19 protein-coding genes are annotated in these 24,741 nt (G+C 63.2%); 10 read left to right on the top strand and 9 right to left on the bottom strand.

The window, feature by feature from the left end:
• Positions 1 to 83: 83 nt before the first annotated feature.
• The 6 genes from JQ597_RS25625 (at position 84) to JQ597_RS25600 (ending at position 7,027) form a co-directional block, all read left to right on the top strand.
• The gene (locus JQ597_RS25625; protein WP_249148196.1) at positions 84 to 1,046 is read left to right on the top strand and encodes a hypothetical protein; all 963 of its coding nucleotides are present in this window, start codon (positions 84 to 86) and stop codon (positions 1,044 to 1,046) included.
• 269 nt (positions 1,047 to 1,315) lie between these two features.
• Positions 1,316 to 3,106 carry a peptide ABC transporter substrate-binding protein gene (locus tag JQ597_RS25620; protein ID WP_212267905.1) on the top strand — a complete coding sequence of 597 codons (1,791 nt, stop codon included), beginning with the start codon at positions 1,316 to 1,318 and terminating at the stop codon, positions 3,104 to 3,106.
• 49 nt (positions 3,107 to 3,155) lie between these two features.
• A complete protein-coding gene (locus JQ597_RS25615) occupies positions 3,156 to 4,115 on the top strand; it encodes an ABC transporter permease (RefSeq protein WP_212267904.1) in 960 nt (319 codons plus the stop codon).
• Entirely contained in the window at positions 4,081 to 5,022 is a 942-nt protein-coding gene (locus tag JQ597_RS25610) for an ABC transporter permease (protein WP_212267902.1), read from the top strand. The genes JQ597_RS25615 and JQ597_RS25610 overlap by 35 nt, the downstream gene beginning before the upstream one ends.
• Before the next feature lie 56 nt (positions 5,023 to 5,078).
• Complete coding sequence (locus tag JQ597_RS25605) at positions 5,079 to 6,059, top strand: ABC transporter ATP-binding protein (protein WP_249135737.1); 981 nt, start codon at positions 5,079 to 5,081, stop codon at positions 6,057 to 6,059.
• On the top strand, positions 6,056 to 7,027 hold the full coding sequence (locus tag JQ597_RS25600; protein WP_212267898.1) for an ABC transporter ATP-binding protein: 972 nt from the start codon (positions 6,056 to 6,058) through the stop codon (positions 7,025 to 7,027). The genes JQ597_RS25605 and JQ597_RS25600 overlap by 4 nt, the downstream gene beginning before the upstream one ends.
• Before the next feature lie 81 nt (positions 7,028 to 7,108).
• Here the strand turns inward: JQ597_RS25600 and JQ597_RS25595 are convergent, their stop codons facing one another.
• Positions 7,109 to 8,368: an adenylate/guanylate cyclase domain-containing protein gene (locus JQ597_RS25595; protein WP_212267896.1), complete on the bottom strand. Its 1,260-nt coding sequence runs from the start codon at positions 8,366 to 8,368 to the stop codon at positions 7,109 to 7,111.
• A 369-nt stretch (positions 8,369 to 8,737) separates the two neighbouring features.
• On the opposite strand from JQ597_RS25595, the gene JQ597_RS25590 reads away from it, so the two are divergent.
• On the top strand, positions 8,738 to 9,916 hold the full coding sequence (locus tag JQ597_RS25590; RefSeq protein ID WP_212267894.1) for a cupin domain-containing protein: 1,179 nt from the start codon (positions 8,738 to 8,740) through the stop codon (positions 9,914 to 9,916).
• An 18-nt stretch (positions 9,917 to 9,934) separates the two neighbouring features.
• Here the strand turns inward: JQ597_RS25590 and JQ597_RS25585 are convergent, their stop codons facing one another.
• Genes JQ597_RS25585 through nirB form a run of 3 tightly spaced genes read right to left on the bottom strand, consistent with a single transcriptional unit; the run spans position 9,935 to position 15,414 of the window.
• A complete protein-coding gene (locus JQ597_RS25585) occupies positions 9,935 to 12,595 on the bottom strand; it encodes a nitrate reductase (protein WP_212267892.1) in 2,661 nt (886 codons plus the stop codon).
• A gap of 12 nt (positions 12,596 to 12,607) precedes the next feature.
• Positions 12,608 to 12,943 carry a nitrite reductase small subunit NirD gene (gene nirD, locus JQ597_RS25580; RefSeq protein WP_212267890.1) on the bottom strand — a complete coding sequence of 112 codons (336 nt, stop codon included), beginning with the start codon at positions 12,941 to 12,943 and terminating at the stop codon, positions 12,608 to 12,610.
• 11 nt (positions 12,944 to 12,954) lie between these two features.
• A complete protein-coding gene (nirB, locus tag JQ597_RS25575) occupies positions 12,955 to 15,414 on the bottom strand; it encodes a nitrite reductase large subunit NirB (RefSeq protein WP_212267888.1) in 2,460 nt (819 codons plus the stop codon).
• Between the two features lie 511 nt (positions 15,415 to 15,925).
• Here nirB and JQ597_RS25570 point away from each other — a divergent pair.
• Together JQ597_RS25570 and JQ597_RS38325 are read left to right on the top strand one after the other, a co-directional pair.
• Positions 15,926 to 17,185, top strand: a complete 1,260-nt coding sequence (locus tag JQ597_RS25570; RefSeq protein WP_212267886.1) for a nitrate/nitrite transporter — start codon at positions 15,926 to 15,928, stop codon at positions 17,183 to 17,185.
• A gap of 66 nt (positions 17,186 to 17,251) precedes the next feature.
• Entirely contained in the window at positions 17,252 to 18,925 is a 1,674-nt protein-coding gene (locus tag JQ597_RS38325) for a bifunctional protein-serine/threonine kinase/phosphatase (RefSeq protein WP_212267884.1), read from the top strand.
• 15 nt (positions 18,926 to 18,940) lie between these two features.
• Here JQ597_RS38325 and JQ597_RS25560 read toward each other — a convergent pair whose 3' ends face one another.
• From JQ597_RS25560 to JQ597_RS25540, 5 genes are all read right to left on the bottom strand, one after another.
• The gene (locus JQ597_RS25560; RefSeq protein WP_212267882.1) at positions 18,941 to 19,741 is read right to left on the bottom strand and encodes an AMP nucleosidase; all 801 of its coding nucleotides are present in this window, start codon (positions 19,739 to 19,741) and stop codon (positions 18,941 to 18,943) included.
• A 99-nt stretch (positions 19,742 to 19,840) separates the two neighbouring features.
• Entirely contained in the window at positions 19,841 to 21,073 is a 1,233-nt protein-coding gene (locus tag JQ597_RS25555) for a rhodanese-like domain-containing protein (protein WP_212267880.1), read from the bottom strand.
• Between the two features lie 140 nt (positions 21,074 to 21,213).
• On the bottom strand, positions 21,214 to 22,458 hold the full coding sequence (locus JQ597_RS25550) for an NAD(P)/FAD-dependent oxidoreductase (RefSeq protein WP_212267879.1): 1,245 nt from the start codon (positions 22,456 to 22,458) through the stop codon (positions 21,214 to 21,216).
• A 91-nt stretch (positions 22,459 to 22,549) separates the two neighbouring features.
• Entirely contained in the window at positions 22,550 to 23,152 is a 603-nt protein-coding gene (locus tag JQ597_RS38520) for an isochorismatase family protein (RefSeq protein ID WP_212267877.1), read from the bottom strand.
• 175 nt (positions 23,153 to 23,327) lie between these two features.
• Positions 23,328 to 23,543, bottom strand: a complete 216-nt coding sequence (locus tag JQ597_RS25540) for a hypothetical protein (RefSeq protein WP_212267875.1) — start codon at positions 23,541 to 23,543, stop codon at positions 23,328 to 23,330.
• On the opposite strand from JQ597_RS25540, the gene JQ597_RS25535 reads away from it, so the two are divergent.
• Positions 23,542 to 24,660: an alpha/beta hydrolase family protein gene (locus tag JQ597_RS25535; protein WP_212267873.1), complete on the top strand. Its 1,119-nt coding sequence runs from the start codon at positions 23,542 to 23,544 to the stop codon at positions 24,658 to 24,660. The genes JQ597_RS25540 and JQ597_RS25535 overlap by 2 nt on opposite strands.
• Positions 24,661 to 24,741 lie beyond the last annotated feature (81 nt).

Below are 24,741 nucleotides of genomic sequence, written 5' to 3'. Positions count from 1 at the left end.
CGCATATTTTTGTCGTGATTCGCAGCGATTCATGACAGAAGTAAAACAATCAGATGTCAGTTCGATTAAATGCGGAGCGGTAAATGAGCTTGGAATGGCGTGCGCAACCAGCCTCCCTGGCCTGGTCGAATCCGGTGATCCGGTGGTGGGGCATGCTGACGTTGGTCAGCGGCGCCAATATCGCGGTTTGGTTCGTGCTGTACCGCCAGCTCCACGGACAGCCGATTGGAAATCCAGCCAGCACGTCCGGCGTGGAGCTGATGCTCGCGCTCAGCGCGGCCTATGTGTTCGGTTGCGCCTTCCGCTCGATCCTGCCGCGCGCCGACGTGCAACGGATCTGCCTGTTCGACACCTGGCTGTCGAGCGTGTTCGTCGGCCGCTCGGTTGCGACCGTGGCGGAGATCGCCTTCGCGGCACAATGGGCTGTTATCCTGCACCAGCTCGGCACCATGACGGGCGCGGACACCACCGTGAACGCCGCCTGGGTGATCGTGCCGCTGATCGTGATCGCGGAGTGCTTTTCCTGGCACGCGGTGCTGACCACCAAATATCTGAACAACGCCATCGAGAATTCGATCTGGGCCGTCGTCTTCTTCATCATCGGCGTCGGTCTCTGCCGCCTGCTGCCGGAGTTCGACGGTGCGGTGCGCGCGATCCTGATCGTCACTATCGTCGGGATCGCGTTTTATCTGGCGTTCCTGATGACCGTCGACGTCCCGATGTATTTGAACCGGTGGCGGGCCGATGTCGCCGACGGCAATCCGCTGCTGCACCCGCTCGAGGGTCTGCGCGACGTGCGCACGCGCTGGATCGTGACGCACGACATTGCCGAGTGGAAGGAAGAGATTGCCTGGATGTCGCTGTATTTCAGCCTGGCGGTCTGGTCGAGCCTGGCGCTGTGCGTGTTCTATTCGCTTGGGGATCAACTGCCGCGCTATCGCACCCCGGCACCCGTCGCGAGCTTGCCGTCGACCGCGAGCATTTCGTCGCAGGCGCCGGCGGTCGTTGCCGGGCTTGAGCCGGTCATGGTGCGCCACCGCAATTAGGCGCGGACGCCGCTTTTCCCAACGAACTAGCGTGGCTGCAGTCCGGATAACCGGTCTCGTGGCGAACCGGTCGCTTGGTCCGCCGGGTCAAGCCGGACTTTTGGTCAAGACGGTTTTGGCGAAGCGTGGCCCGGTTCCTGCTTTGACAGGCTGGTACTAACCTGATCCATTTCCTTGGTGGTCCGATCATTTGGTCCACGCCCCCTGCGGCGGCAGGGGCGCCAGAGGGCGTGAGCCAGACATTTTGCACCAGCCGAGGAGCCAATCCGATGCAAGAACGGGAACTTCGAGATCTCATTGCAGACGTCAAGACCGGACGCTTGTCGCGGCGGTCTTTTGTCCAGCAGATGATCGCCGTCGGCCTGACGGCACCGATGGCCGGCATGATGCTGGCCCAATCCGGGGTGGCGATGGCCCAGACCGCGATCCCCTACAAGCCGACCAAGGCCGGCGGCGGCGGGCTTTTGAAAATCCTGTACTGGCAGGCGGTCACCCTGCTCAACCCGCATTTCGCCGTCGGCACCAAGGACCAGGACGGCTCCCGCGTCTTTTACGAGCCGCTGGCCGGATGGGACCAGGAGGGCAATCTGGTCCCGGTGCTGGCCGCCGAAATTCCGAGCAAGGAAAACAACGGCCTCACCGAGGACGGCCTCTCGGTGGTCTGGAAGCTGAAACGGGGCGTCAAATGGCATGACGGCATGCCGTTCACGGCTGACGACGTCGTGTTCAATTGGGAATATGCGCGCAATCCCGAGACCGCCGCGGTCTCGATCGCCAGCTACAAGGACGCCAAGGTCGAAAAGGTCGACGATTTCACCGTTCGCGTGACGTTTTCAAAGCCGACGCCGTTCTGGGCCGATGCCTTTGTCGGCACCTACGGCATGATCATCCCGAAACATCTGTTTGCCGATTACATCGGCGGCAAGTCGCGCGACGCGCCGGCCAACCTCAAGCCGGTGGGTACCGGTCCTTACGTTTTCGTCGATTTCAAGCCGGGCGACATCGTCCGCGGCAAGCTCAATCCGAACTACCACATGCCCAACCGTCCGTATTTCGATACGATCGAAATCAAGGGCGGCGGCGATGCGGTGTCGGCCGCGCGCGCGGTGCTGCAGACCGGGGAATATGACTATGCCTGGAACATGCAGGTCGAAGATGAAATCCTGACCAAGCTGGAAGGCGCCGGCAAGGGCAAGGTCAGCATCGTCGAGACCGGCAATATCGAATTCATCATGCTCAACTCGACCGATCCGGCCGCGGAGGTCGACGGCGAACGCGCCAGCGTCAAGACCAAGCATCCGCTGTTCAGCGACCCGGCGGTGCGCCAGGCCATCAATCTCCTGATCGATCGCGCCTCGATCGAGAAGTTCATCTATGGCCGAACGGCGAGCGCCACCGCAAACTTCCTCAACGCCCCGGAGAAGGTTCGCTCGAAAAACATCAAATTCGAGTTCAACATCGAGAAGGCCAACGCGATCCTGGAAGCCGCCGGCTGGAAAAAAGGCGGCGACGGCATTCGCGCCAAGGACGGCAAGCCGCTGCGGTTCGTCTACCAGACCTCGATCAACGCGCCCCGCCAGAAAACGCAGGCCATCATCAAGCAGGCCTGCCAGAAGGCGGGCATCGACGTCGAGCTGAAGTCGGTGGTGGCATCGGTGTTTTTCTCCTCCGACGCCGCCAATCCCGACACCTACACGCATTTCTATTGCGATGCGCAGATGTACAACACCACCATGACGCAGCCCGACCCCGGGTTCTTCATGAACCAGTATCTGTCGTGGCGCGCGGCGAACAAGGAAAACAAGTGGCAGGGCCGCAACGTCTCGCGCTGGCAGAACAAGGAATATGACGAGATTTACAAGCAGGCCGAGCAGGAACTCGATGCCGTGAAGCGGGCCGCGATGTTCATCAAGCTCAACGACCTCGTCGTGACGGACAACTACATCCAGCCCCTGCTCCGCCGGCCGAAAGTCTCGGCCGTCGCCGGCAATCTGGCGGTGCCTCTCAGCGGCTGGGACAACGATCTATGGCAGATCGCGAACTGGTACCGTGAGACCTGAGGTGAGCTTTGCGATGCGCAAGATCTGAACGGGCGGTGGCAGGACGACCATGGGAAAATACATCCTCCGGCGCCTGATCATCGCCCTGCCCAGCCTGCTCGGCATCAGCCTCATTCTCTTTGTGCTGCTGGCGCTGGCGCCGGGCGATCCGTTCGGCGAACTTGCCACCAACTCCAATGTGCCGCCCGAAGTCCGGGAGGCGCTGCGGGTGAAGTTCGGCATCGACGATCCGATTTTCATCCGCTATTTGCGCTGGCTCGCCGCGATGCTGCAGGGCGACTGGGGCTTTTCGTTCGCCAGCCGCATCGACGTCGACCAGTTGATCCTGCAGCGGGTTCCGACCACGCTGTTCGTGGTCGGCTCGTCGCAGATCCTTGCACTGGCGGTGGCGCTGCCGGTCGGCGTCTATGCGGCGATGCGGCCCTATTCGATCTTCGACCAGATCGCCAACACTTTTGCCTTCATCGGCTTCTCGCTGCCGACCTTCTTCACCGGACTGCTGCTGATCCTGATCTTCAGCATCAATCTCGGCTGGCTGCCGTTCGTCTACCGGGTCGATATCCCGGCCACCGGCTGGGCCTGGGCTTTCGAATATTTCAAGCAGGCGATCATGCCGATTTCGGTGCTCGGGCTGTTTCAGGCCGCCTCCTATACCCGCTACGTCCGCTCGGCGGTGCTCGACGTGATCCGCCTCGATTATGTCACCACGGCACGCTCGAAGGGTCTCAATGAAGGCAAGGTCGTCATCAAGCACGTGGTGCGCAACGCCTTGATTCCCGTGGTGACGCTGGTCGCGCTGCAAATGCCGGCCGTGTTCGGCGGCGCCATCGTCACCGAACAGATCTTCCGCATCCCCGGCATTGGTTCACTGCTGATCAGCGCCATCCTCGCCAACGACACACCGGTCATCATGGCGGTGACCTTCGTGTTCGCCTGTCTCGTCGTCGTCTTCAACCTATTGGCCGATATCATCTATGGCTGGCTCGACCCACGCATCTCCTATCGCTGACGTCGTCGTTCCGCTCGAGGGACGCCCGCGTCACATTTCGCCCGGCTATGAGGTGTGGCGAAAATTTCGCCGCCATCGCATGGCGGTGGCGAGCATCGGCATTTTGACGTTGCTGACCGCGGCCGTTCTGTTCGGGCCGCTGATCTGGCGGATACCGATCAACGAAATCGATTTCACCGCGCGGCTCGCTCACCCGTCGTGGGACCACCCGTTCGGCACCGACGATCTCGGCCAGGACCTGCTGGCGCGCATGCTGTATGGCGGACGCATTTCGCTGGCGGTCGGCTTCGCGGCGATGGCGGTCGCCATCATCGTCGGCGTGCTGATCGGGGCGATCTCGGGCATCTCCCGCGGCAGCGTCGACGCCGCGCTGATGTGGATCACCGACCTGTTCTTGGCGTTGCCGCAACTGCCGCTGCTGTTGCTGGTGATCTATCTGTTCCGGGATTTTCTCAAGAACTGGGTCGGCCCCGAGGGCGGCGTCTTCATCCTGATCGTGCTCGTGATCGGTGCGTTTCGCTGGATGCCGGTGGCGCGGCTGGTGCGCGCGCAGTTCCTGTCGCTGCGCGAAAAGGAATTCGTCGAAGCGGCGCGCGCGCTCGGCGCCACCACGCCGCGGCTGGTGATCAGGCACATCCTGCCGAACTCGCTCGGGCCTGTCATCGTGGCCGGCACCATCGACGTCGCGGCGGCGATCATCGCGGAATCGACGCTGTCGTTTCTCGGCCTCGGTTTTCCGCCTGACATCCCGACCTGGGGGCGGCTGTTGTTCGACGCCAAGGATTATCTCGACATCGCACCGCATTGGGCGCTGTTCGCGGGCGCCGCGATTTTCCTGACCGTGCTCACCATCAATTTCATTGGCGACGGATTGCGCGACGCGCTCGACCCCCGGAGAGTCATGTAATGTTGCGTCCGGAGGATACCGCGAGCGTGGGTGCGAAACCGACTGACGAAGCGCCCATGCTCGACATCAGGGGCTTGAAGACGCATTTCGCGACCGATGACGGCGTCGTGCAGGCGGTCGACGGCGTCGATATTGCCGTCCGGCGCGGGGAGACGGTCTGCGTGGTCGGCGAGTCCGGTTGCGGCAAGACGGTCACGGCGCTTTCCGTGCTCAAGCTGATCGCAATGCCCCCCGGGCGGATCGCCGGCGGGCAGATCCTGTGGCAGGGCCGCGACCTGGTGCCGATGGCGGCGGACGAGATGAACCGGATTCGCGCCAAGGAAATCGCCATCGTGTTCCAGGAGCCGATGACCTCGCTCAATCCGGTCTACACCATCGGCGACCAGATCGGCGAAGTAATCGCCCTGCATGAAGGCCTCGGACGCCGCGCCGTGCTGGAGCGGACCATCGACATGCTGGCGCTCGTCCAGATCCCGAACCCGGCGCGCCGCGTCAACGACTACCCGCACCAGTTTTCCGGCGGCATGCGGCAACGCGTGATGATCGCGATGGCGCTATCCTGCCATCCGAAGCTCCTGATCGCGGACGAGCCGACCACGGCGCTCGACGTCACGATCCAGGCGCAGATCCTCGATCTGCTGCAGGACATGAAATCGCGCCTCGGCATGTCGATCATGCTGATCACCCACGCCATGGGCGTCGTCGCCGAAGTCGCCCAGCGCGTGGTGGTGATGTATGCGGGCAAGGTGGTGGAGGAAGCCGCGGTCGAGCAGCTGTTTGCCAACCCGCGCCATCCCTATACGCAGGGCCTGATCCGCTCGATCCCGCGCGTCGACAGGGGCGGCGGGCGCAAGGCCCGGCTGCAGACCATCGCCGGCACGGTGCCGAAGCTGATCAACCCGCCCGAGGGCTGCCGCTTCGCGCCGCGCTGCGGTTTTGCGACCGATGAATGTGTGCGCGCTCAGCCTGCCTTGCGTGAGCTCGAACCCGGCCACAAGGTGGCCTGCATCCACGCCGAAACGACGGTGGTTCAATGAGCGAGCCGCTGCTCAAAGTCGCAAAACTGACCAAGGAATTTCCGCTCAAGGGCGGGCTGTTCAGCGGTCAAACCGCCAGCGTTCATGCGGTCGACGGCGTCGATTTTCACGTCGACCGCGGCGAAACGCTGGGCCTGGTCGGGGAATCCGGCTGCGGCAAATCGACCACCGGCCGCTGCGTGCTTCGCCTGATCGAACCGAGTTCGGGCGAAATCCATTTCGACGGCAAGGATGTCCGGTCGCTCAAGGCCGACGACCTTCGCATCCTGCGCCGCGACATCCAGATCATCTTTCAGGACCCTTACGCGTCGCTCAATCCGCGCATGAATGTGGGCGCGATCGTCGGCGAAGCGCTGATCATCCACCAACTGACCAAGACCAAACAGCAGTTCGAAGAGCGCGTGGTGGATTTGCTGGAAACCGTCGGCCTGCGCGCGGACCATATGAGCCGCTATCCGAACGAATTCTCCGGCGGCCAGCGCCAGCGCATCGGCATCGCGCGGGCGCTTGCGGTCGAGCCCAAGCTGATCATCTGCGACGAGCCGGTGTCGGCGCTGGACGTTTCGATCCAGGCCCAGGTCATCAACCTGCTGGAAGATCTGCAGGAAAAGTTCGGGCTCGCCTATCTCTTCATCGCCCATGATCTTGCGGTGGTCGAGCATATCTCCAAGCGTATCGCGGTGATGTATCTCGGGCGCATTGTCGAGATGGCGTCAGCCCACGAACTCTATGCCTCGCCGCGGCATCCCTACACCGAAGCGCTGCTGTCGGCGGTGCCGATACCGGATCCGAAAGTGAAGCGGCAGCGCGTCCGGCTGTCGGGCGAAGTGCCGAACCCGATTTCTCCGCCGACCGGCTGTCACTTTCACACCAGATGCCCGATCGCGCAGTTTCCGTTATGCAAGAGCGAGGCCCCGCCGCTCAAGCAAAGCGCCGACGGGCACTGGGTCGCCTGCCATTTCCGCTGAAGGCAAGTCTGCACGGCGCGCCGTTCCATCGAGATGATCCGGCGATGGCGCCCTTCCCGGGCGCTGGCGCAAAGCGCGCGCTCATTCCTGTTTCCAGAACCGGTCGTTTGGCGTTATCCCGGCCGGATCAGAGGACAATTCGGGCCGGATGCGGTTGAGGTAATACATATTCACCAAACCCTGATGCTTCACTTCGACGGCCCCACGAGCGTCGGTCTCGAATCGCGTTTTGATGTGCTGCCAGGTTGATTCGGCGATGCTGATGCGTCCGGGAGCGCCGGCGGCTTCGACGCGCTGGGTTATATTCACGGTATTTCCCCAGATATCGTAGGTGAATTTGTGTTTCCCGACGACGCCGGCGATGATCGGTCCGGTATTGATTCCAATTCTTACCTGCCACGCCGGAAGGTGCAGCTTCTCGCGTTGCCGATTGAGTCTGGCCAGGTGATCGATGACCTGCAGCGCCGCCAACGCGGCATCGATGGCGTGCGAGCGGTTAGGCTCCGGCACGCCGCCGACAGCGAGATAGGCGTCTCCGATCGTCTTGAGTTTTTCGAGGCGATGCTTGGCCATGATGTCGTCGAACCTGGTGAAGTGCTGGTCGAGCTGGTCAATGACGCTCGCCGGCTCCATGGTTTCGACCAGTCGGGTGAAGCCGGTGAAATCGATCAGCATCACCGTCGCAGAATCGAAGAAGCGCGGCTGAACGCGGTCATTTGCCTTGAGCTCGGCTGCGATGGATGACGGCAGGATGTTCAGCAGCAGCTTGTCCGATTCGGCTTTCCCGGCGACGGCCTGGTCGCGTGCACGCTCCAACTCACGCAGCATCTCGTTGCGCACGAGCAATTGCCGGCGCAATTCGAGGTGAACCATCGTCTGGTGTGCCAGTCGTCTGAGCGCCTCCTGCTGCCCGAAGGTAAGTTCCCGCGGCTCGAAGGCGATCACGCACAAAGTGCCCAGCGCATAGCCGTCCTGCGTGATGAGGGGAACGCCGCAATAGAAGCGAATGTGCATATCGCCCGTCACTAGCGGGCTGGTATTGAATCGTTGATCCTTTATCAGGTCGGGAATGTAGAGGATGTCGTTGTTGCAGATCGTGGCCGTGCAGATCGAAATTTCCCGCGGGCATTCGGAAAGCTCTGCTGGAAGTGGACCATACTTCGCCTTGATCCACTGCCGCGATGCGTCGACGAAGCTGACCAAAGCGGCGGGGCAGCCGCAGATCTGCGCCGCCAGTTCGGTGATTTCGTCGAAACCGGCTTCTGGAAGCGTGTCGAGGATTGCGTAGTTTGTCAGCGCGACAAGGCGTCCGGGCTCATTGACTGGAATCGTCTGGTTCATGACAAGCCCTTCGCGTTAGCCGCGTCATCAAGTCTGGTCGCGAGACAAGAGCCGTCACATAGCCATCATCGCATCTCTCTGTCGCCTAAGACGAACATGCGGCTACCGGTCAGAAAGCTCCTGGAGCTATTCCTGTTGGCTCAAATTAGCACAGTGACGACTGGAAGACGAGCGATGGGAAGAGCGCAGCAGGACTATGCGTGGCCGACATCGCCATTGGCCAGGTCCGGGTTGCACCGCGAGCGGACCTGCACAGGCTGGACGTGAAGCCTGGCCGCCAGCATGATCCCGTGAGATCGCTAGCCCGTGCCGGCACGAGAGGCGGCACGGCCGCCCGCCGGAGGATTTTCGCTCACCAGGGAGACCAACATGTCCGATCCGCAACGCCGGGAGTTTCTCGCTGCCGCCGCTGCCATCGCCTCGCTGGCGACGCTGGCCGGATCGCAAGTGGCGGTCGCCGGCGATCCCAGCTTCATGAACAACGTCCCCGATCCCGCGCTGTCGGGAAAGGACCTGCCGACCTTCAAGTTCGCGCTGGAGAAATCCGCCGGCAAGGTGATCGGCAACAGCTACGGCAAGGAAGCCACCGTTACGCAGCTGCCGATCTCCAAGGGAATTGCCGGGGTTTCGATGCGGCTCGAGCCCGGCGCGATGCGCGAGATGCACTGGCACGCCACCGCGGCCGAATGGGCGTTCGTGTTCGAGGGGCGCGTTCGCACCACCGTCGTCGATCCCAACGGCTTTGCCGAGACCAACGATTTCGATCCGGGCGACGTCTGGTACTTTCCCCGCGGTCACGGCCACATGCTGCAATGTCTTGGCGACAAGCCCTGCCGTTTCATTCTGATCTTCGACAACGGTTATTTTTCCGAGTTCGGCACCTTCAGCATCACCGACTGGATCGGCCACATCCCGAAAGCGCTGCTGGCGAAGAACTTCGGCGTGCCGGAATCGGCGTTCGACAATTTCCCCAACGACGAAGTGTATTTTGCCCGCGGCAAGCCGCCACCCGCGGAGCCGTCGGTGCCGCTGCAGGGCTGGAAGCTGCCGCCGCAAACGCACAGATACCGCCTGCTGGCGCAGCCGCCGCACGGCATCTTTCAGGGCGGCCGGGAATGGCGCGTCGATTCAAGCCGCTTTCCGATTGCGAAAACCATCACCGGCGTCGTGCTCGATCTCGATCCCGGTGCGCTGCGAACACTGCACTGGCATCCGAATGCCGACGAGTGGCAGTACGTGCTGGACGGCACCGTCAGCGTCACGCTGTTCGGCTCGCACGGGCGCACAAGGATAGAGCAGTTGCAGCAGGGCGACGTCGGCTATATCCCGCAAGGCTACGGGCACTCCATTGAAAATATCGGCGACAAGCCTGCGCGCATCCTGATCGGCTTCAATTCCGGTATCTACGAGACCATCGACCTGTCGCAATGGATCGCGGCCAACCCGGCCGACGTGCTCGCCACCAATTTCAGCCAGCCGCCTGAACTGTTCGGGAAATTTCCCCATCGCGACGTGTTCGTCACGGGCAAGGATGGACACGGCAAATAGGCCGGGAATCGGAAAAATTCACGCCGGCAGGGGTTTTGGCACAGGCGCGCCATTGAGCAGCTTGCCGATCTCCGGCTTGCATGCCCCGCAATTGGTGCCGGCTTTCAGGCGCTGGCCGATAGCTTCGACATTTCTCGCGCCTTTGCTGATTTCGGCGGAGATTTGCCGTTGCCCGATACCGAAGCACGAGCAGACGATCGGCCCGATATCTTCGCCGGCTTCCAGCGGCTGCCCTGTGAGCAGCGACATCCGCGCCTTGGGCGAGAGCGTGTTTTCCGCGAACAAATTGGTCAGCCATGAACGCGACACCAGTTTGTGGTCCGAGGCGATGAAGATGCATCCCTCCAACCGCCCGTCGCGAATGCTCGCATAGCGATACCGGCCGATGCTCGGATCGCGATAGGCGATCCATTCGATGTCCGCCTGCTCGGCGCGGAGCTGCGCGCGGGCCCAATCGCGCCAGCTCGGCGGCCGTTCCTCGATCGCCAGCTCCATGCGCCAGCACATGCCCGACCGGCCGGAAACCCAGTACCCCTTCTCCGGGCGCTCGATCTCGTAACGGCTTAGAATGAAGGCATGCCATTTCGGCAGATAGGGCTCGGCCTTCACGGGCGTATGCTTGGATTCCGGCTGTCCGGATATCGGATCGGTCGCGGGATTGACCAGCGCGTTGATCAGTCCGTCGCCGGCATACTCGCCATTCCAGTGCATCGGCACGAACACGCAGCCGCGCCGCTGTTCGGCGGTGACGGTCACGCGCGCCACCATCTGGCCCCAGGGACTGGAGAGCCGGGCGAGCGCGCCGTCGTCGAGCTCCGCCTTGCGCGCATCCTCGGGGTGGAATTCGGCGCAGGGTTCGAACATGTGCATCATCAGTCGCGGCGATTTCCCGGTCCGCGTCATGGTGTGCCACTGGTCGCGAATCCGGCCGGTGTTGAGAATCAGGGGATGCTCGCGGCTGGTCGGGTTCTTGGGTGGGCGCGGCGCAACCGGAATAAAGCGCGCCTTGCGATCGGGGGTGAAGAAGCCTCCGGTCTCGAACAGCCGCTGCGTGCCGGTCGGATAATCCCGCGTCACCGGCCATTGTACCGGGGCCAGCGTCTCGTAAGCGCGATCATCGAGCGTGCTCAAGGCGGAGAGATCGAAATCCCGCACGCCATTATTCTCAAAGCCGGAGAGGCTGGCGTGCTCCCGAAATATCTCGGCCACGCTCGTATAGTCGAAGCCCGAAAATCCCATGCGGCGGGCGACATCGCAGATGATCCGCCAATCCGGACGCGCGGAGCCGGGCGCCGGCAAGAACGGCCGTTGCCGGGAGATGCGGCGCTCGGAATTGGTGACGGTGCCGTCCTTTTCGCCCCATGCCGTCGCAGGCAGCAGCACATGGCCGTGACGCGTCGTGTCGGTATGCCGCATGCAATCCGACACCACGACGAGATCGCAGGCATCCAGTGCGGCGCGCGCGCGAGTGGCATCCGGCAGGCTGACCAGCGGATTGGTGGACATGATCCAGACCGCCTTGATACGCCCGTCGGCCATCGCGTCGAACATCTCGACCGCCTTGAGCCCGGACTTTTCCGCGATGACGGGCGAGCGCCAGAAGCGCTGCACGAGTTCGCGATGGCGCGGATTCTCGATCTCCATATGGGCGGCGAGTTGATTGGCCAGCCCACCGACTTCGCGTCCGCCCATCGCATTGGGCTGGCCGGTGAGTGAGAACGGCCCCATGCCGGGCTTTCCGATCCGGCCGGTCAGCAGATGGCAGTTGATGATCGCATTGACCTTGTCGACGCCGCTGCTCGACTGATTGATGCCCTGGGAATAGAGCGTGACGACGCGCTCGGTCCTGGCGAACCAGCTGAAAAACTGCTCGACTGCACTGCCCGTCAGCCCGCAGACGTCAGCCGTGTGCGCCACGGTCTGGCCGGCGACTTGCGCCAGCGCCGCCTCGGCGCCGGTGGTGAAATCGCCGACGAACGCGCCATCGGCCGCCTTGTTCTTCGCAAGATACGCCAGCAATCCGTTGAACAAAACGGAGTCGCTGCCCGAACGAACCGGCAGATGCAGGTCGGCGCCCTCGCAGGTCGCCGTCCGGCGCGGGTCGATGACGACGATGCGGCAAGCGGGATTTTTCGCCTTCGCCGCCAGCATGCGTTGGTGGAGGATGGGATGGCACCAGGCCGCATTGGATCCGACCAGGACCAGCAGGTCGGCCAGTTCCAGATCTTCATAACAACCCGGAACGGTGTCGCTGCCGAAGGCACGCTTGTGACCCACCACGCTGGAGGCCATGCACAGCCGCGAATTGGTATCGATATTGGCGGTGCCGACAAAGCCCTTCGCGAGCTTGTTGACGACGTAGTAGTCCTCGGTGAGAAGCTGGCCCGAGACGTAGAACGCCACCGCGTCAGGCCCGTGCTCCCGGATCGCCTTGCTGAATCCATCGGCGACATGGCCGAGCGCGGCATCCCAGGTCGCAGCGCGGCCGTTGACCATGGGCTCGAGCAGGCGTCCTTCCAGATCGACGGTTTCAGCCAGCGCCGATCCTTTCGCGCACAGCCGCCCGAAATTTGCCGGATGCAGCTGATCACCCCGGACCGTGACCGCCCCCGCCGGATCCCTGTCGGCCACGACGCCGCAGCCGACGCCGCAATAGGGACATGTCGTCTTGACTGGCACGCGTCGTTACCCTCAATCGGCGGAAGCGGCGACTACCTCACGAACGGACAGCCACACGGTGCCGTTCTCCACCTTGGCCGGATACGAGTGCGCGCATCCCTCGTCAGGAGCGACCGCCTCGCCGTTCGCAAGCTCGATGACGAAATTGTGCAGCGGACAGGTGACGCGCTTGTTGTGCACGATGCCTTGCGACAACGGTCCGCCTTTGTGCGGGCAACGGTCGTCCAGCGCGAACACCTCGTCGTCTTCGGTGCGGAATACCGCGATGTTTCCCGACGCCGTGCGCACCACGCGGGCGCCGAGGCGCGGAATCTGGTCCAGGGCTCCGATTTCAATCCACCGTGTCATGCGAGCTCCGGTCATGCGAGTTCCAGCTCCGCCATCGGCGCGAACTCGTTGCGATCGACGCCGCGTTGGGCGCGTTCCGCCCATGGATCGCTTTGCGAGAACTGCTGCGAATACACGAAGCGGTCGTACAGCGCTTTGCGGTTGGTGAGATCCTCGACCACCTGCTTGCGGATGGCATCGAGACCGACACGATCGCACCACTTGTATATCCGCTCCAGATACCAGCCCTGCTCGCGATAGAGCTGCGTCAGTGCCGCGATCAACTCCAGCGTCTCCTCCTCGGTCGCCACCTTGGCGAGGAATTCGGTTCCCTTGATGTGAAGGCCGGCGGCGCCCGCGAAATGGATCTCGTATCCGGAATCGACGCAGATCACGCCGACATCCTTGCAGGTCGATTCGGCGCAGTTGCGCGGACAACCCGACACCGCCATCTTCACCTTGGCCGGGGCCCAGGACCCCCACATGAATCTTTCAATCTTGATGCCGAGCCCGGTCGAGTCCTGGGTACCAAAGCGGCACCATTCCGAGCCGACGCAGGTCTTCACCGTACGCAGCCCCTTGGCATAGGCATGCCCCGACACCATGCCGGCGTCGTTGAGGTCGGCCCACACCGCCGGCAGATCCTCCTTCTTGACGCCGAGCAGATCGATGCGCTGGCCGCCGGTGACCTTGACGGTCGGAATCTTGAACTTGTCGGCGACGTCGGCAATGGCCCGTAATTCGTCCGGCGTGGTCACGCCGCCCCACATCCGCGGCACCACCGAATAGGTGCCGTCCTTCTGGATGTTGGCATGAACGCGTTCGTTGATGTAACGCGACTGCTGGTCGTCGCGATATTCGCCGGGCCAGGTGGCGAGCAAATAATAGTTCAGCGCCGGCCGGCAGGAATGGCAACCGTTGGCGGTCTTCCAATCCATGAACTTCATGACATCGGGGATGGTCTTCAACTGCTGCTCGACGATGACGCGGCGCGCGTCGTCATGGCTGTGATCGGTGCACTTGCACATCGGCTTGACCTTCGGCGCCGTCGAATAATCGCCACCGAGCGTGAACGCGAGCACTTGCTCGACGAGGCCGGTACATGAGCCGCATGACGATGACGCCTTGGTGTGGGCGCGCACGTCATCGATCGTGAACAGCTTCTTTTCGGCGATCGCCTTGACGATGGTGCCCTTGCAGACGCCGTTGCAGCCGCAGATCTCGGCCTCGTCGCCCATCGCGGCAACCGAATTCTGGCCGGCGTGACCGCCGTCGCCGAGATTGGCCGCGCCGAATACCAGGCGCTCGCGCATCTGCGAGATGTCGGTGCCGTCGCGCAGATGCTGGAAATACCAGGGCCCGTCGACCGTATCGCCGTAAAGCACGGCGCCGACGATCTTCTTGTCGCGCAGGACGATCCGCTTGTAGACGCCACGCGCGGCGTCCTGCATCACGACTTCTTCCTTGTCGGCGCCGGGCGCAAAATCGCCGGCGGAGAACAGGTCGATGCCCGTCACCTTCAGCTTGGTCGAGACCACCGATCCCGAATAGCTGGCAAAGCCCTTCATGGCGAGCTGATTGGCGCAGACCTTGGCCTGATCGAACAGCGGCGCGACCAGACCGTAGGTCTGGCGACGGTGCTGCACGCATTCTCCGACCGCGTAGATGCGCCCGTCATAGGTCTGCATGGTGTCGGAGACGACAATGCCACGCTCGCAATGGATGCCCGCCTTCTGCGCGAGCTCGATGTTCGGGCGGATACCGACGGCCATCACGACCAGGTCGGCCGGCAGCTCCACGCCATCGGCAAAGCGCACGCCCGTGACGCGGTCCTCGCCCAGGACCGCCTGCGTCTGCGCCGGCATCTTGAACACCATGCCGCGCTCTTCCAGCGACTTGCGCAACATTCCGCTTGCAACCGGATCGAGCTGGCGTTCCATCAGGCAGTCGAGCAGATGCACGACGGTGACGTTCATGCCGCGCTTCATCAACCCGTTGGCGGCCTCGAGGCCGAGCAAGCCTCCACCGATCACGACGGCGTTCGGATGGCTCGTCGAGGCTTCAACCATGCGCTCGACGTCCTGGATATCCCGAAAGCCGATGACGCCGGGAAGATCCTTGCCGGGGAGCGGCAACATGATCGGGTTGGAGCCGGTCGCGATCAGCAGCCGATCATAAGCAACGCGCGCGCCCGTGGCGGTGACGACTTCGCAGGTGCGCCGGTCGATCATCACGATCGTCTCGCCCTTGCGCAGCGTGATGCCGTTGTCGTCATACCATTGCTCGGTATTCAGCATGATGTCGTCGACGGACTTCTCGCCGGAGAGAACCGGCGACAGCAGGATACGATTGTAATTGCCGTAAGGCTCGGAACCGAACACCGTGATGTCGTAGAGATCAGGCGCACGCTCCAGCAGCGTTTCCACTGTGCGGATGCCGGCCATGCCGTTGCCGATCACCACCAGCTTCTGCCTGCTAACTTTCTCGAGCATGATCTGCCTTTCGCATTCCGACGACACCGCGCGTCGACGCGCCATGCGTCGTCGATCGGTGGAATAGAGATTGGGAGTTTTGAGGAGCCCATCCGCGGGCAGCTGACCATCATCAATGACGATCGATATTTCCTTGAATACAAAACGCGTGCCAACTCGGCAGCAGCGATTCCGCGAGCGATATCAATGGGTTTATCGGCTGCCGCGAATTCGGGCGCTTGTGCGCACCGCACAAAAAAGCACCACCCTGCGCGTTTGAGTGGCGCGGTTTGCTGCCCGCTGCAGCAGATCGGGTTTTCTTCCCTGGCGGCGGAATAGCGGTCAACGCGTTGCGATTAAAGGCAAAGTGCCGCTCGCAATCGAATGGCACAGATATTGCTGCCTTTAGCGCCAATCGAGACCGTCTCAATGACGAGAACGGCTCTCGCTTTCACCCATATTCCATCTGTCGTGCCGAGACCTGCCGCACCTGCGCGCACGCCATCGGCCGCATGATCGCGAGGCTGTCGCAATGAAGTTTGCTGAGTTTAAGAAGGCTGGCCATTGGCCGACGCTGCTGGCCGCGTTTCTTTACTTCGACATCAGTTTCATGGCCTGGGTCGCGCTCGGCCCGCTGATGGTCTACATCGCGCACGACATGAACCTCGCGGTCAGCGAGAAGTTTACCCTCGTGGCCATCCCGGTTCTGGCCGGCGCGCTGCTGCGCGTCCCGATGGGCATCCTGGCCGATATCATCGGCGCCAAGCGAACCGGAATTATCGCGCAGCTCATCGTCACCGCGGCGACGGCGTGGGTATGGCGGTACGGGCTTGACAGCAAGCTCGCGATCATCATCTTCGGCCTGGTGCTCGGCATTGGCGGCGCGTCCTTCGCCGTCGCTTTGCCACAGGCGAGCCGCTGGTACCCGCCGCAATATCAGGGCGTGGTGATGGGCATCGCAGGCGCCGGCAATATGGGCGTCGTCATCGATACGATGCTCGCACCGACGATCGCCGAGCATTTCGGCTGGCAGGCCGTGTTCGGTTTCCTGCTGATTCCGATGGTGCTGGTGCTCGCATATTACGTCTTCGCGGCCAAGGATGCGCCGGGCGAGCGCAAACCGATCTCGCTGAAGGCCTATGCCACGCTGCTGCGCGATCCTGACAGCCGCTGGTTCATGTTCTTCTACTTCATCACTTTCGGCGGCTTCGTTGGCCTCGCCAACGCGCTGCCGCTGTATTTCACCGTGCAGTATCACGTCTCCGGCGTCGCGGCAGGTCTGCTGGTCTCGCTGATCGTCGCCTTTGGCTCCGGCTTCCGCCCGGTCGGCGGGCTGATTGCCGACCGCATCGGCGGCATCCGCTCGCTGTCGGTGCTGTTCGCGGTTGTGGTTGCCGCTTATCTCGTCATCGCCTTCATGCCGGAAGGACCGGCGGCGCCGACCGCGGCGGGCTGGTCGCTGCTGCAGATGCCGCGCATCGCGTGGATGTCGGTGCTGCTGTTCTCGGTCGGCGTGCTGGCGCTCGGCATGGGCAACGGCGCGGTGTTTCAACTCATCCCGCTCCGCTTCCGTCAGGACATCGGCCTGATGACCGGTCTGGTCGGGTGCGCCGGAGGCGTCGGCGGCTTTTTCCTGGCCCAGGCGCTCGGCACCGCCAAGGCCGCAACCGGCGGCTTCGGGGCCGGCTTCCTGTTTTTCGGGGTGCTGGCATTGCTTGGCTTTATCGGACTTGCCATGGTCAAGGTCCGATGGCGCACGACATGGGGCGCTGCATCGGGAGCGCGGGTCTGACGACGCGCGCTTCCAAGGGCTCGGCGGGTCTCTGACGTGACGATCGGTTCGCAGAGAAATCTTCAGGTGCGCGTCGGTTTCGTCAGCGAGACCGGCAAGCGGGCGACCAACGAAGACTACGTCGCGGCCTGCCTCGGTCAGACCGGCGCATTCAACCGCGACATCGTTGCCGCGGTGGCGGATGGCGTCGGAGGCCACAAGGGCGGACGGGAAGCCGCCGAACTGACCGTGCGTTGTTTTCTCGACGCCTACTATTCGCTTCCCGAAACGCTGGGCGTTCGGCGCATCGCCTCGCGGGCGCTGGAGGCCGCCAACAGCTGGATCTATGCGCAGGGCCGCGTCGATTCCCGGCTCAGCGGCATGAGCTGCGCGTTCTCGTCAATGATCCTGTCGCGCCGCACCTGTCACATTGTTCACATCGGCGACACACGCGCCTACCGCTTGAGCGAAGGCCGTCTGGAGCGGCTGACCAAGGACCACGTCGCAGGACGCGGCGACCTCGCCCATTTGCTCAACCGCGCCATCGGCTTCGAGGATTTCGCGCGCGTCGACTATACCGCGGTCGGCCTGCGGCAACATGATCGACTCCTGATCTGCAGCGACGGCATTCACGGCGCCCTCGACGACGGCCGCCTGCAGGTACTGCTCGACGAGCGCGCTTCGCCTGAAGAAACCGCGCGCAAGCTGGTGGACACGGCGCTGGCCGCCGGCAGCAGCGACAACATGACCGCGTTGGTGCTCGACGTCATCGACCTGCCGCCGGCCGACCGCAACGAACTCACCCACGCAATCGAAACCCTTCCCATCCTGGAGCTGCCGTCGTCCGGCGAGACCATCGACGATTTCGTGCTCCAGGAGGTGCTTTCCGACGGCCGCTATAGCCGGCTGTTCGTCGCCATCGACAAGCGGCAGAACCGCAAACTGGTGCTGAAATTTCCTCACCCCCGCGTTGCCAGCGAAGGTTCATATCGTCTCGCCTTCGTACGCGAAGCATGGGTGGCGGCCCGAGTCAGAAGCCTGTGGATCGGCGAGATCATCGAGGTTCCCGCCGGACGCCAGACGCGGCTCTATTCGGTGATGCCGCTGTACGAGGGCGAAACGCTCGAGCAGCGCCTGAACCGCTCGCCGCAGCTCTCGCTCACCGAAGGTATCGGGATTGCGACCAAGCTGGCACGTGCGGTGGCCACCTTGCATCGCGCCGGGATCATCCATCGCGACATCAAGCCTGACAACGTCATCCTGCTGGCGGCCGGCGGATTGCGGCTGGTCGATCTTGGCGTCGCCCGGGTGCCGCTGCTCGAGGATTTCCCGGCGCAGGATATTCCGGGCACCGCGAGTTACATGGCGCCCGAGCTCTTCAGCGGCCGCGCTGGAGACGAATTTTCCGATCTCTATGCGCTTGGCGTGACCGTCTACCGCATGTTCAGCATCGCCTACCCCTATGGCGAGATCGAACCATTTTCGCGGCCACGCTTCGGCAAACCGGTTTCGCTGTCGCGCTACCGTCCCGATCTGCCGGCCTGGCTCGATGCCGTGATCGGCAAGGCGCTCGCCGTCGACCCCACCCAACGCTTCGGCGACGTCATCGAATTCGCCCACGAACTGGAAAATGGCGCCATGTGGGCAAAGCCCGCCGCCGTGAAGCGGCGGGCGCTCTATGAGCGCAATCCGCTGGTGTTCTGGAAAGTATTGTCGGCGAGCCTCGTCATCCTGGTCGCGATACTACTGGCGTGGCGCTGACATCAGGGGAATCCCTTACGTCTCGATGCCCCGGTCGAAATCGTCTTCGAAACGCAAATGCTTGACGCTGCGACCTCGGCGGCGCACCAGCTTCAGGGCTTCGATCCCGATCCTGATGTGGATCTCGACATAGTTCTCGGTCACCGTCCGGTCCGACGCTTCGGTCTTCACACCCTCGGGTATCATCGGCTGATCGGACACCAGAAGCAGCGCGCCGGTCGAAATATGGTTGGCGAATCCTGCCGCAAAAATCGTCGCCGTCTCCATATCGATCGCCATGCTTCGCGTGCGGCGCAAGATTTCCTTGAAGCGATCATCATGTTCCCAGACGCGGCGATTGGTGGTGTACACGGTACCGGTCCAATAGTCGCGACCGAGATCGCGGATCATCGTCGACACCGCGCGCTGCAACTCGAACGCGGGCAGCGCGGGGACCTCCGGCGGCAAATAATCATTCGACGTCCCCTCGCCCCGGATGGCCGCGATCGGCAGGATCAAATCGCCAATCTGGTTTTTACGCTTCAATCCGCCGCACTTGCCGAGAAACAACACGGCCTTCGGCGCGATGGCGCTGAGCAGATCCATCACGGTCGCGGCGTTCGGGCTTCCCATGCCGAAATTGATCAGCGTGATGCCGTCGGCCGTGGCGTTGGGCATCGGCCGATCGATGCCGTTGACCAGAACGCCGTTTCCTGCGGCGAACCATTCGACGTAATTGTCGAAATTGGTCAGGAGAACATAATCTCCGAATTCAGAAAGCCGTGTGCCGGTGTAACGCGGCAGCCAGTTTTCCACGATGTCCTTTTTGTCTCTCATTGCCTTTCGACTCACCTCGCGGCGCCCAGCAAGGCCAAGACTATCACGCCGACAAGGACCCTGCCGCCGCCTTTCGGCATCAAATTACGAGGTAGCCATTCAAATCACGAAGAAACCATGGCTGGCGTCGCGCCGGAGCTGCTCGACCAGGCCATACTCCCAGTCGAGATAGGCCTGCATTGCAGCGGTCGAGACATCGGTTCCCTCATAGGGACGCCGGTAGCGGTGCGACGGATCGGGCTTTGGCAGGACCACGGGCGTGCCGACTTCCAGCGCACCGTCATAGCCGCCATCGAGCACATAGGCTTCCCATCCCATCTGCGCGAGCCAGGACGCGGTCATGTCGGCGCGGACGCCGAGATTATCTGACAGAAGAATCCGCGCGCCACGCACCGGTGCTGCCATGTCGATCTCCTGCACCAGCTGCCCGCCGGCGTAATGGCGGAAGCCCTGGAGGTGACCGGCGGCATATTCCTCGCCGTCGCGGACGTCGAAACGATAGAGCGTGCGGCTGGTCTGCGCCGCCAGCGCCAGCGCCTCTTCCCGGCCGACACGGCGGACGCCGGCGCGATAGGCGACATCGCGCGAGTTGGCCTTGGCTTGTTCGGAAGCGCCGATCGCGCCGCGCCTGATGGCGCCGTGTTCGAGATCCTGCTTGGCCAATGTCCAGCCAATGGTGCCGTTGCGCAGCGCCACGACTTTATTGGCGACGCCGGCATTGATCAGCGACTGGGTGCCGATGATCGAGCGGGTGCGGCCGGCGCAATTGACGATGATGGTGGTTTCGGGATCCGGCGCCGCCTCGCCGGCGCGCAGCACCAGCTCGCCGCCGGGCACGCTGATCGAGCCCGGGATGTTCATGGTGGCGTATTCGTCGAAGCGGCGAACGTCGAGAATCCGGATATTGGCCTTGCGCACAATCAGGCTTGCGACCTCTTCCGCCGCCAGCGACGGCGTGTGGCGCCGATGCTCCACCAGTTCGCCAAACGCCTTGGCGTAGGAATTGACGTCCTGGAACAGCTCAAAGCCCGCCGCCTGCCAGCCCTGCAGCCCGCCGTCGAGCGCGCGGACATTGGCGTATCCCAGCGTTTTGAATCGATCGATCGCCTGCGGGACGAAGCCTTCGCCCGCGTCGTAAACCACGATCGGCACGTCCTTGCGCGGCAGCCGCGTCTCCGCTTCGAGCGCGATGCGGTCGGCCGCCATGTTGGCGGCAAACAGCGGATGGCCGGTGGCGAAAGCCGCCTCGTGCCGCAGATCGAGCAACGCGATTTCATCGCGCAGCAGAAGCGCGGTGCGTACTTGCGAGGATGTGACGGTGGGTGGGGTCATGGCAGGCTTCTGGATTGCGGCGATGTTGGCTGGGGAATTGTTGGATAGCGTTGGGTAACGCAGGAATGACAACCCGGCAAGACATGCACCATCGGAAAAAGCGGCGACAGGCAACTGCTACCATGCATCATGCCACGAACTCAGATGTAGCGACTCGGCGCGAACGGAGTGACGTCGTACGATGGTGGCGTTCCCCTGATCATGGCGGCGATCGCGGCGCCGGTCGCAGGCCCCGTGGTGAAGCCGATGTGCTGGTTGCCGAACGCCAGCCACAGGCCGGCATGCCGCGGCGCCGGGCCGATCATCGGCAGGCTGTCGGGCAGCGTCGGCCGCGCGCCGCGCCAGGTGTCGCCGACCTGCTCGCCAAATTCGACCACCTCGCGCGCCAGCGGTTCCACCGCATCGATCTGGGCGTAGGACGAAGGCGCATCATGGTCGGTGAGTTCGACGCCGGAGGTGACGCGAATGCCCTGCTCCATCGGCGTCATCAGGAAACTGCCATCGGCGTCATGGATTGGACGCCGCAACGCGCGCGCCGGGTTCGGCTTGAACTCGCGATGGTAGCCGCGTTCGAACGCCAGCGGCACGCGATAGCCGAGCGGCCGCAGGATTTCCGCCGACCACGGTCCGAGCGCGACCACGACATGGCGCGCGGAAAGCGCGCCATCGGCGAGCACCACGCGCCACCCCTCGCCGTCAGGCATGATCGCCCTAATCTCCGACTGCCGGATCTCGCCGCCTGCGCCCGCGAACATGCGCGCATAGGCTTTCACCACCGCGCCCGGCGAATCGACCGAGGCCGTCTGCGAATGCAGTAGCCCCACTTTATAGACCGGTACGATGCCTGGCTCGAGCGCGGAAATCGCCTGGCGGTCGAGCAACTGGCTTTCGATACCAAATTCGGTCAGCAAGGCCTGTTCCCGCTTCGCCACATCGATCGCGTCGCCGCGCCACGCCTTCAGCCAGCCGGTCTCGCGGATGCGGTGTCCTGCGCCCGCTTTCACGATCCAGTCCCGATGCAATTTCAGCGATGCGCCGATGAGCCCGTGCAAAGCCGCGGCCCGCGGTCTGGTTCGAGACGGGATCGCGTTGGCCAGAAACTGGAGCACCCATTCCGCGTTGCGAATCGACCAGCCGATGTTCCAGCGCAGCGCCGCGTGCCGGTTGGTCAGGTATTTCGGCAGCGCGCTCCACAGCGACGGATTGTTCAGCGGCGATATCGAGCCGCTGGAGAGAATGCCGGCATTGCCGTAGGAGGTCTCGCTGCCGGGCTCACGCCGGTCGACGAGCACGACCGAAAACCCCTGCTGCCGCGCGGCATAGGCCGCGGACACGCCGACGATGCCCGCGCCGAGCACGACGACATCCACTTTCTTGTCCGACATCTATTTCACCACCAGGGAATTTCGCATTCGCACCATCAGCGTCAGCCCGCCGTCGAGCGGCAACAGCGCGCCAGGCGGGGACGCCTCCACCTCAAGACACAGCTTCTTCCGGGAGATCGGAAGGAAATTCGCCGAATGCCGCGACCATCTTTTCGGCATGCGGCGCACCTGCCACGGCCTCGACCAGCTCGAAGAACAGCGTCTTGTAGGACAGGATGATCACTCCCTCGGACCTCAGCCTCACCAACGCCGCATCGACATTGCGCGCCGACGAAAACAGCAGCTCCTCGACCGCGAAAACCTCAAAACCCATTTCGAGAAGACCAAGGCAGGATTGCAGGACACACACATCGGTCTCGCAACCCGCAACGACGATTTGCGTCTTCTTCAGCCGTTTCAGATGGGCCCGGATCGGCTTCTCCTTGGTGAGGTCGAAGAAATCCTTCTCGAAAACCTTTGCGGCGCTGCCGAGCGGCGCCTTGATATCCTGCGGCACCGCGCCTTTTCGGTGGACCGGCCGCTCGAGTGTGACGACCGTCGGAATACGCATATACGCAAGAAGGCGCGCGAAGTTGCGCATGTTTTTGCGCAGGCGAGAGCGGTTGCGCGGCTCGAGCTGCGCCAAAAAGAAATCCTGATAGTCGATGATCGCGCCGCAACACCGATCGGCATGGACGCGCTTTGGGACTGACATGAAGCGACGATAGTTTGTCCGCCGCCGTTTGACCAGAGACGGGGCTGCGAACCGGGCAATCTCGGCAACGACTGGTGCGCCACATGCCGGTGCGGTATCTCGCGATTACCATGCCGTACGATCCGGTCGAACGGATCGTGTCGCATCTCATCCGTGGACACGGTTTAATGCCTGGCTAGGTGAGCCAGATCACGGTTCTATGCCACCCGAGTGAGGTTGATGATTGGACCACACGATCGGCGCGGGCCAAGCGTGTGGCGGTGATGATCGTGCGACATGATGGCTGTGATGCGCTGCATGTTTCAGGCCACGCCGCGCAATGCGCCTGCGGAGGTTCGACGATGAGGTCCATTTCTGCGATCGCGGCCGCCGTGACAATGATCATGTCCATGGCAGTCTCCACGCCCGGCCTGACGCAAGCCGGGCCTGCCTCGCCACTGGACCACCCGGCCCTGCTCGAAGAAATCACCTTCCTCGATATTCGCGCGCCGGGTGGAAACTACCGGCTGGAAGCCTTGATCGTACGGCTGGCTGCCGCGAAGGGACGGTTGCCGGTCGCTTTGCTCACGCATGGCAAGCCTCGGCTGCCGTCCGAACTCATGAACATGCGCGCCCCGTTGATGGCGCCGCAGGCCCGCGACCTTGCCTATCGCGGCTATCTCGCTGTCGCCGTGGTGCGGCGCGGTTACGGGGTGTCGGGCGGGACAACGGGCCAACCCACCAATGCGGCCTATGCCAAATGCAATGATGCCGACCTGCGCCGCTACTTCTCGGTGGAGGCCGATGATCTCGAGCGCGCGTTGCGCGTCGTGGCCGGGCGCGCCGATGCCGACGCCTCGCAGGTGATCGCGATCGGCGGCTCCGTGGGAGGCGGCGCCGCGCTCGCGCTTGCGGCGCGCAATACCCCGGGGCTGAAAGCGGTCGTGAATCTCGCCGGCGCCATGCGGATTACCGACGCCCAAGGGCAACTCGCCTGCCCGCAGGATATGCCGATCGCGGCGCTGGCGTCTTTCGGCAGCCAGACAAAGACGCCGACGCTGTGGGTCTATTCGGAGAACGACGGCAATTTCGGGCCCGACGCCGCACGCAAGGTGCATGCGGCCTATGTCGCACAAGGCGGCGTCGCCACCTTGAAAATCGCTCCGTCGCTGCAACCGGCCGACGGTCACAACATCTTCGAACTTCCGGCAGGGCGGCAGCATTGGCTGGCGGCGCTCGACCCCTTCCTGCGCGCGCAGAACCTGCCGACCTGGAGTGCGCAACAGCTCGACGCATTGATGCGGAAGTACAATATGCCGGCGACCCGCCGGCCGTGGCTCGAGGGATATTTCTCGCTCTACACCCCAAAAGTGCTGGTCCGCGCGCCGAACGGCGTCCCGAGCTATTCCGCGAGTACCGGCGGGCTTGAACCCGCGCAGAGATCCGCTTTGGAAAGCTGCGAGAAGGCGGCCAAGATGGCCTGCAATCCGGCCATGAAAAATTTCGATATCGTGGCAACGCCGAACTGAAGGGCGTCGCCGTCGCGGCATCAACACCGTCGCAACTTTGGCGTCGATAAAAGTTGACTCACAAGCAATTTTTATTGCAAG

Origin of the sequence: Bradyrhizobium sp. AUGA SZCCT0177 (genome assembly GCF_018130125.1) — a bacterium.
GTDB lineage: Bacteria > Pseudomonadota > Alphaproteobacteria > Rhizobiales > Xanthobacteraceae > Bradyrhizobium.
Note: the sequence above shows the minus strand (reverse complement) of the source record. Positions and strands in the feature narration are given on the sequence as shown.

What these genes read in the sequence shown, in the direction of transcription:
- JQ597_RS25625 (WP_249148196.1), top strand. Translation starts at nt 84, where the DNA reads ATGAGCTTGGAATGGCGTGCGCAACCAGCCTCCCTGGCCTGGTCGAAT.
- JQ597_RS25620 (WP_212267905.1), top strand. Translation starts at nt 1,316, where the DNA reads ATGCAAGAACGGGAACTTCGAGATCTCATTGCAGACGTCAAGACCGGA.
- JQ597_RS25615 (WP_212267904.1), top strand. Translation starts at nt 3,156, where the DNA reads ATGGGAAAATACATCCTCCGGCGCCTGATCATCGCCCTGCCCAGCCTG.
- JQ597_RS25610 (WP_212267902.1), top strand. Translation starts at nt 4,081, where the DNA reads ATGGCTGGCTCGACCCACGCATCTCCTATCGCTGACGTCGTCGTTCCG.
- JQ597_RS25605 (WP_249135737.1), top strand. Translation starts at nt 5,079, where the DNA reads ATGCTCGACATCAGGGGCTTGAAGACGCATTTCGCGACCGATGACGGC.
- JQ597_RS25600 (WP_212267898.1), top strand. Translation starts at nt 6,056, where the DNA reads ATGAGCGAGCCGCTGCTCAAAGTCGCAAAACTGACCAAGGAATTTCCG.
- JQ597_RS25595 (WP_212267896.1), bottom strand. Translation starts at nt 8,368, where the DNA reads ATGAACCAGACGATTCCAGTCAATGAGCCCGGACGCCTTGTCGCGCTG.
- JQ597_RS25590 (WP_212267894.1), top strand. Translation starts at nt 8,738, where the DNA reads ATGTCCGATCCGCAACGCCGGGAGTTTCTCGCTGCCGCCGCTGCCATC.
- nirD (WP_212267890.1), bottom strand. Translation starts at nt 12,943, where the DNA reads ATGACACGGTGGATTGAAATCGGAGCCCTGGACCAGATTCCGCGCCTC.
- nirB (WP_212267888.1), bottom strand. Translation starts at nt 15,414, where the DNA reads ATGCTCGAGAAAGTTAGCAGGCAGAAGCTGGTGGTGATCGGCAACGGC.
- JQ597_RS25570 (WP_212267886.1), top strand. Translation starts at nt 15,926, where the DNA reads ATGAAGTTTGCTGAGTTTAAGAAGGCTGGCCATTGGCCGACGCTGCTG.
- JQ597_RS25560 (WP_212267882.1), bottom strand. Translation starts at nt 19,741, where the DNA reads ATGAGAGACAAAAAGGACATCGTGGAAAACTGGCTGCCGCGTTACACC.
- JQ597_RS25555 (WP_212267880.1), bottom strand. Translation starts at nt 21,073, where the DNA reads ATGACCCCACCCACCGTCACATCCTCGCAAGTACGCACCGCGCTTCTG.
- JQ597_RS25550 (WP_212267879.1), bottom strand. Translation starts at nt 22,458, where the DNA reads ATGTCGGACAAGAAAGTGGATGTCGTCGTGCTCGGCGCGGGCATCGTC.
- JQ597_RS38520 (WP_212267877.1), bottom strand. Translation starts at nt 23,152, where the DNA reads ATGTCAGTCCCAAAGCGCGTCCATGCCGATCGGTGTTGCGGCGCGATC.
- JQ597_RS25535 (WP_212267873.1), top strand. Translation starts at nt 23,542, where the DNA reads ATGGCAGTCTCCACGCCCGGCCTGACGCAAGCCGGGCCTGCCTCGCCA.
- JQ597_RS25540 (WP_212267875.1), bottom strand. Translation starts at nt 23,543, where the DNA reads ATGGACATGATCATTGTCACGGCGGCCGCGATCGCAGAAATGGACCTC.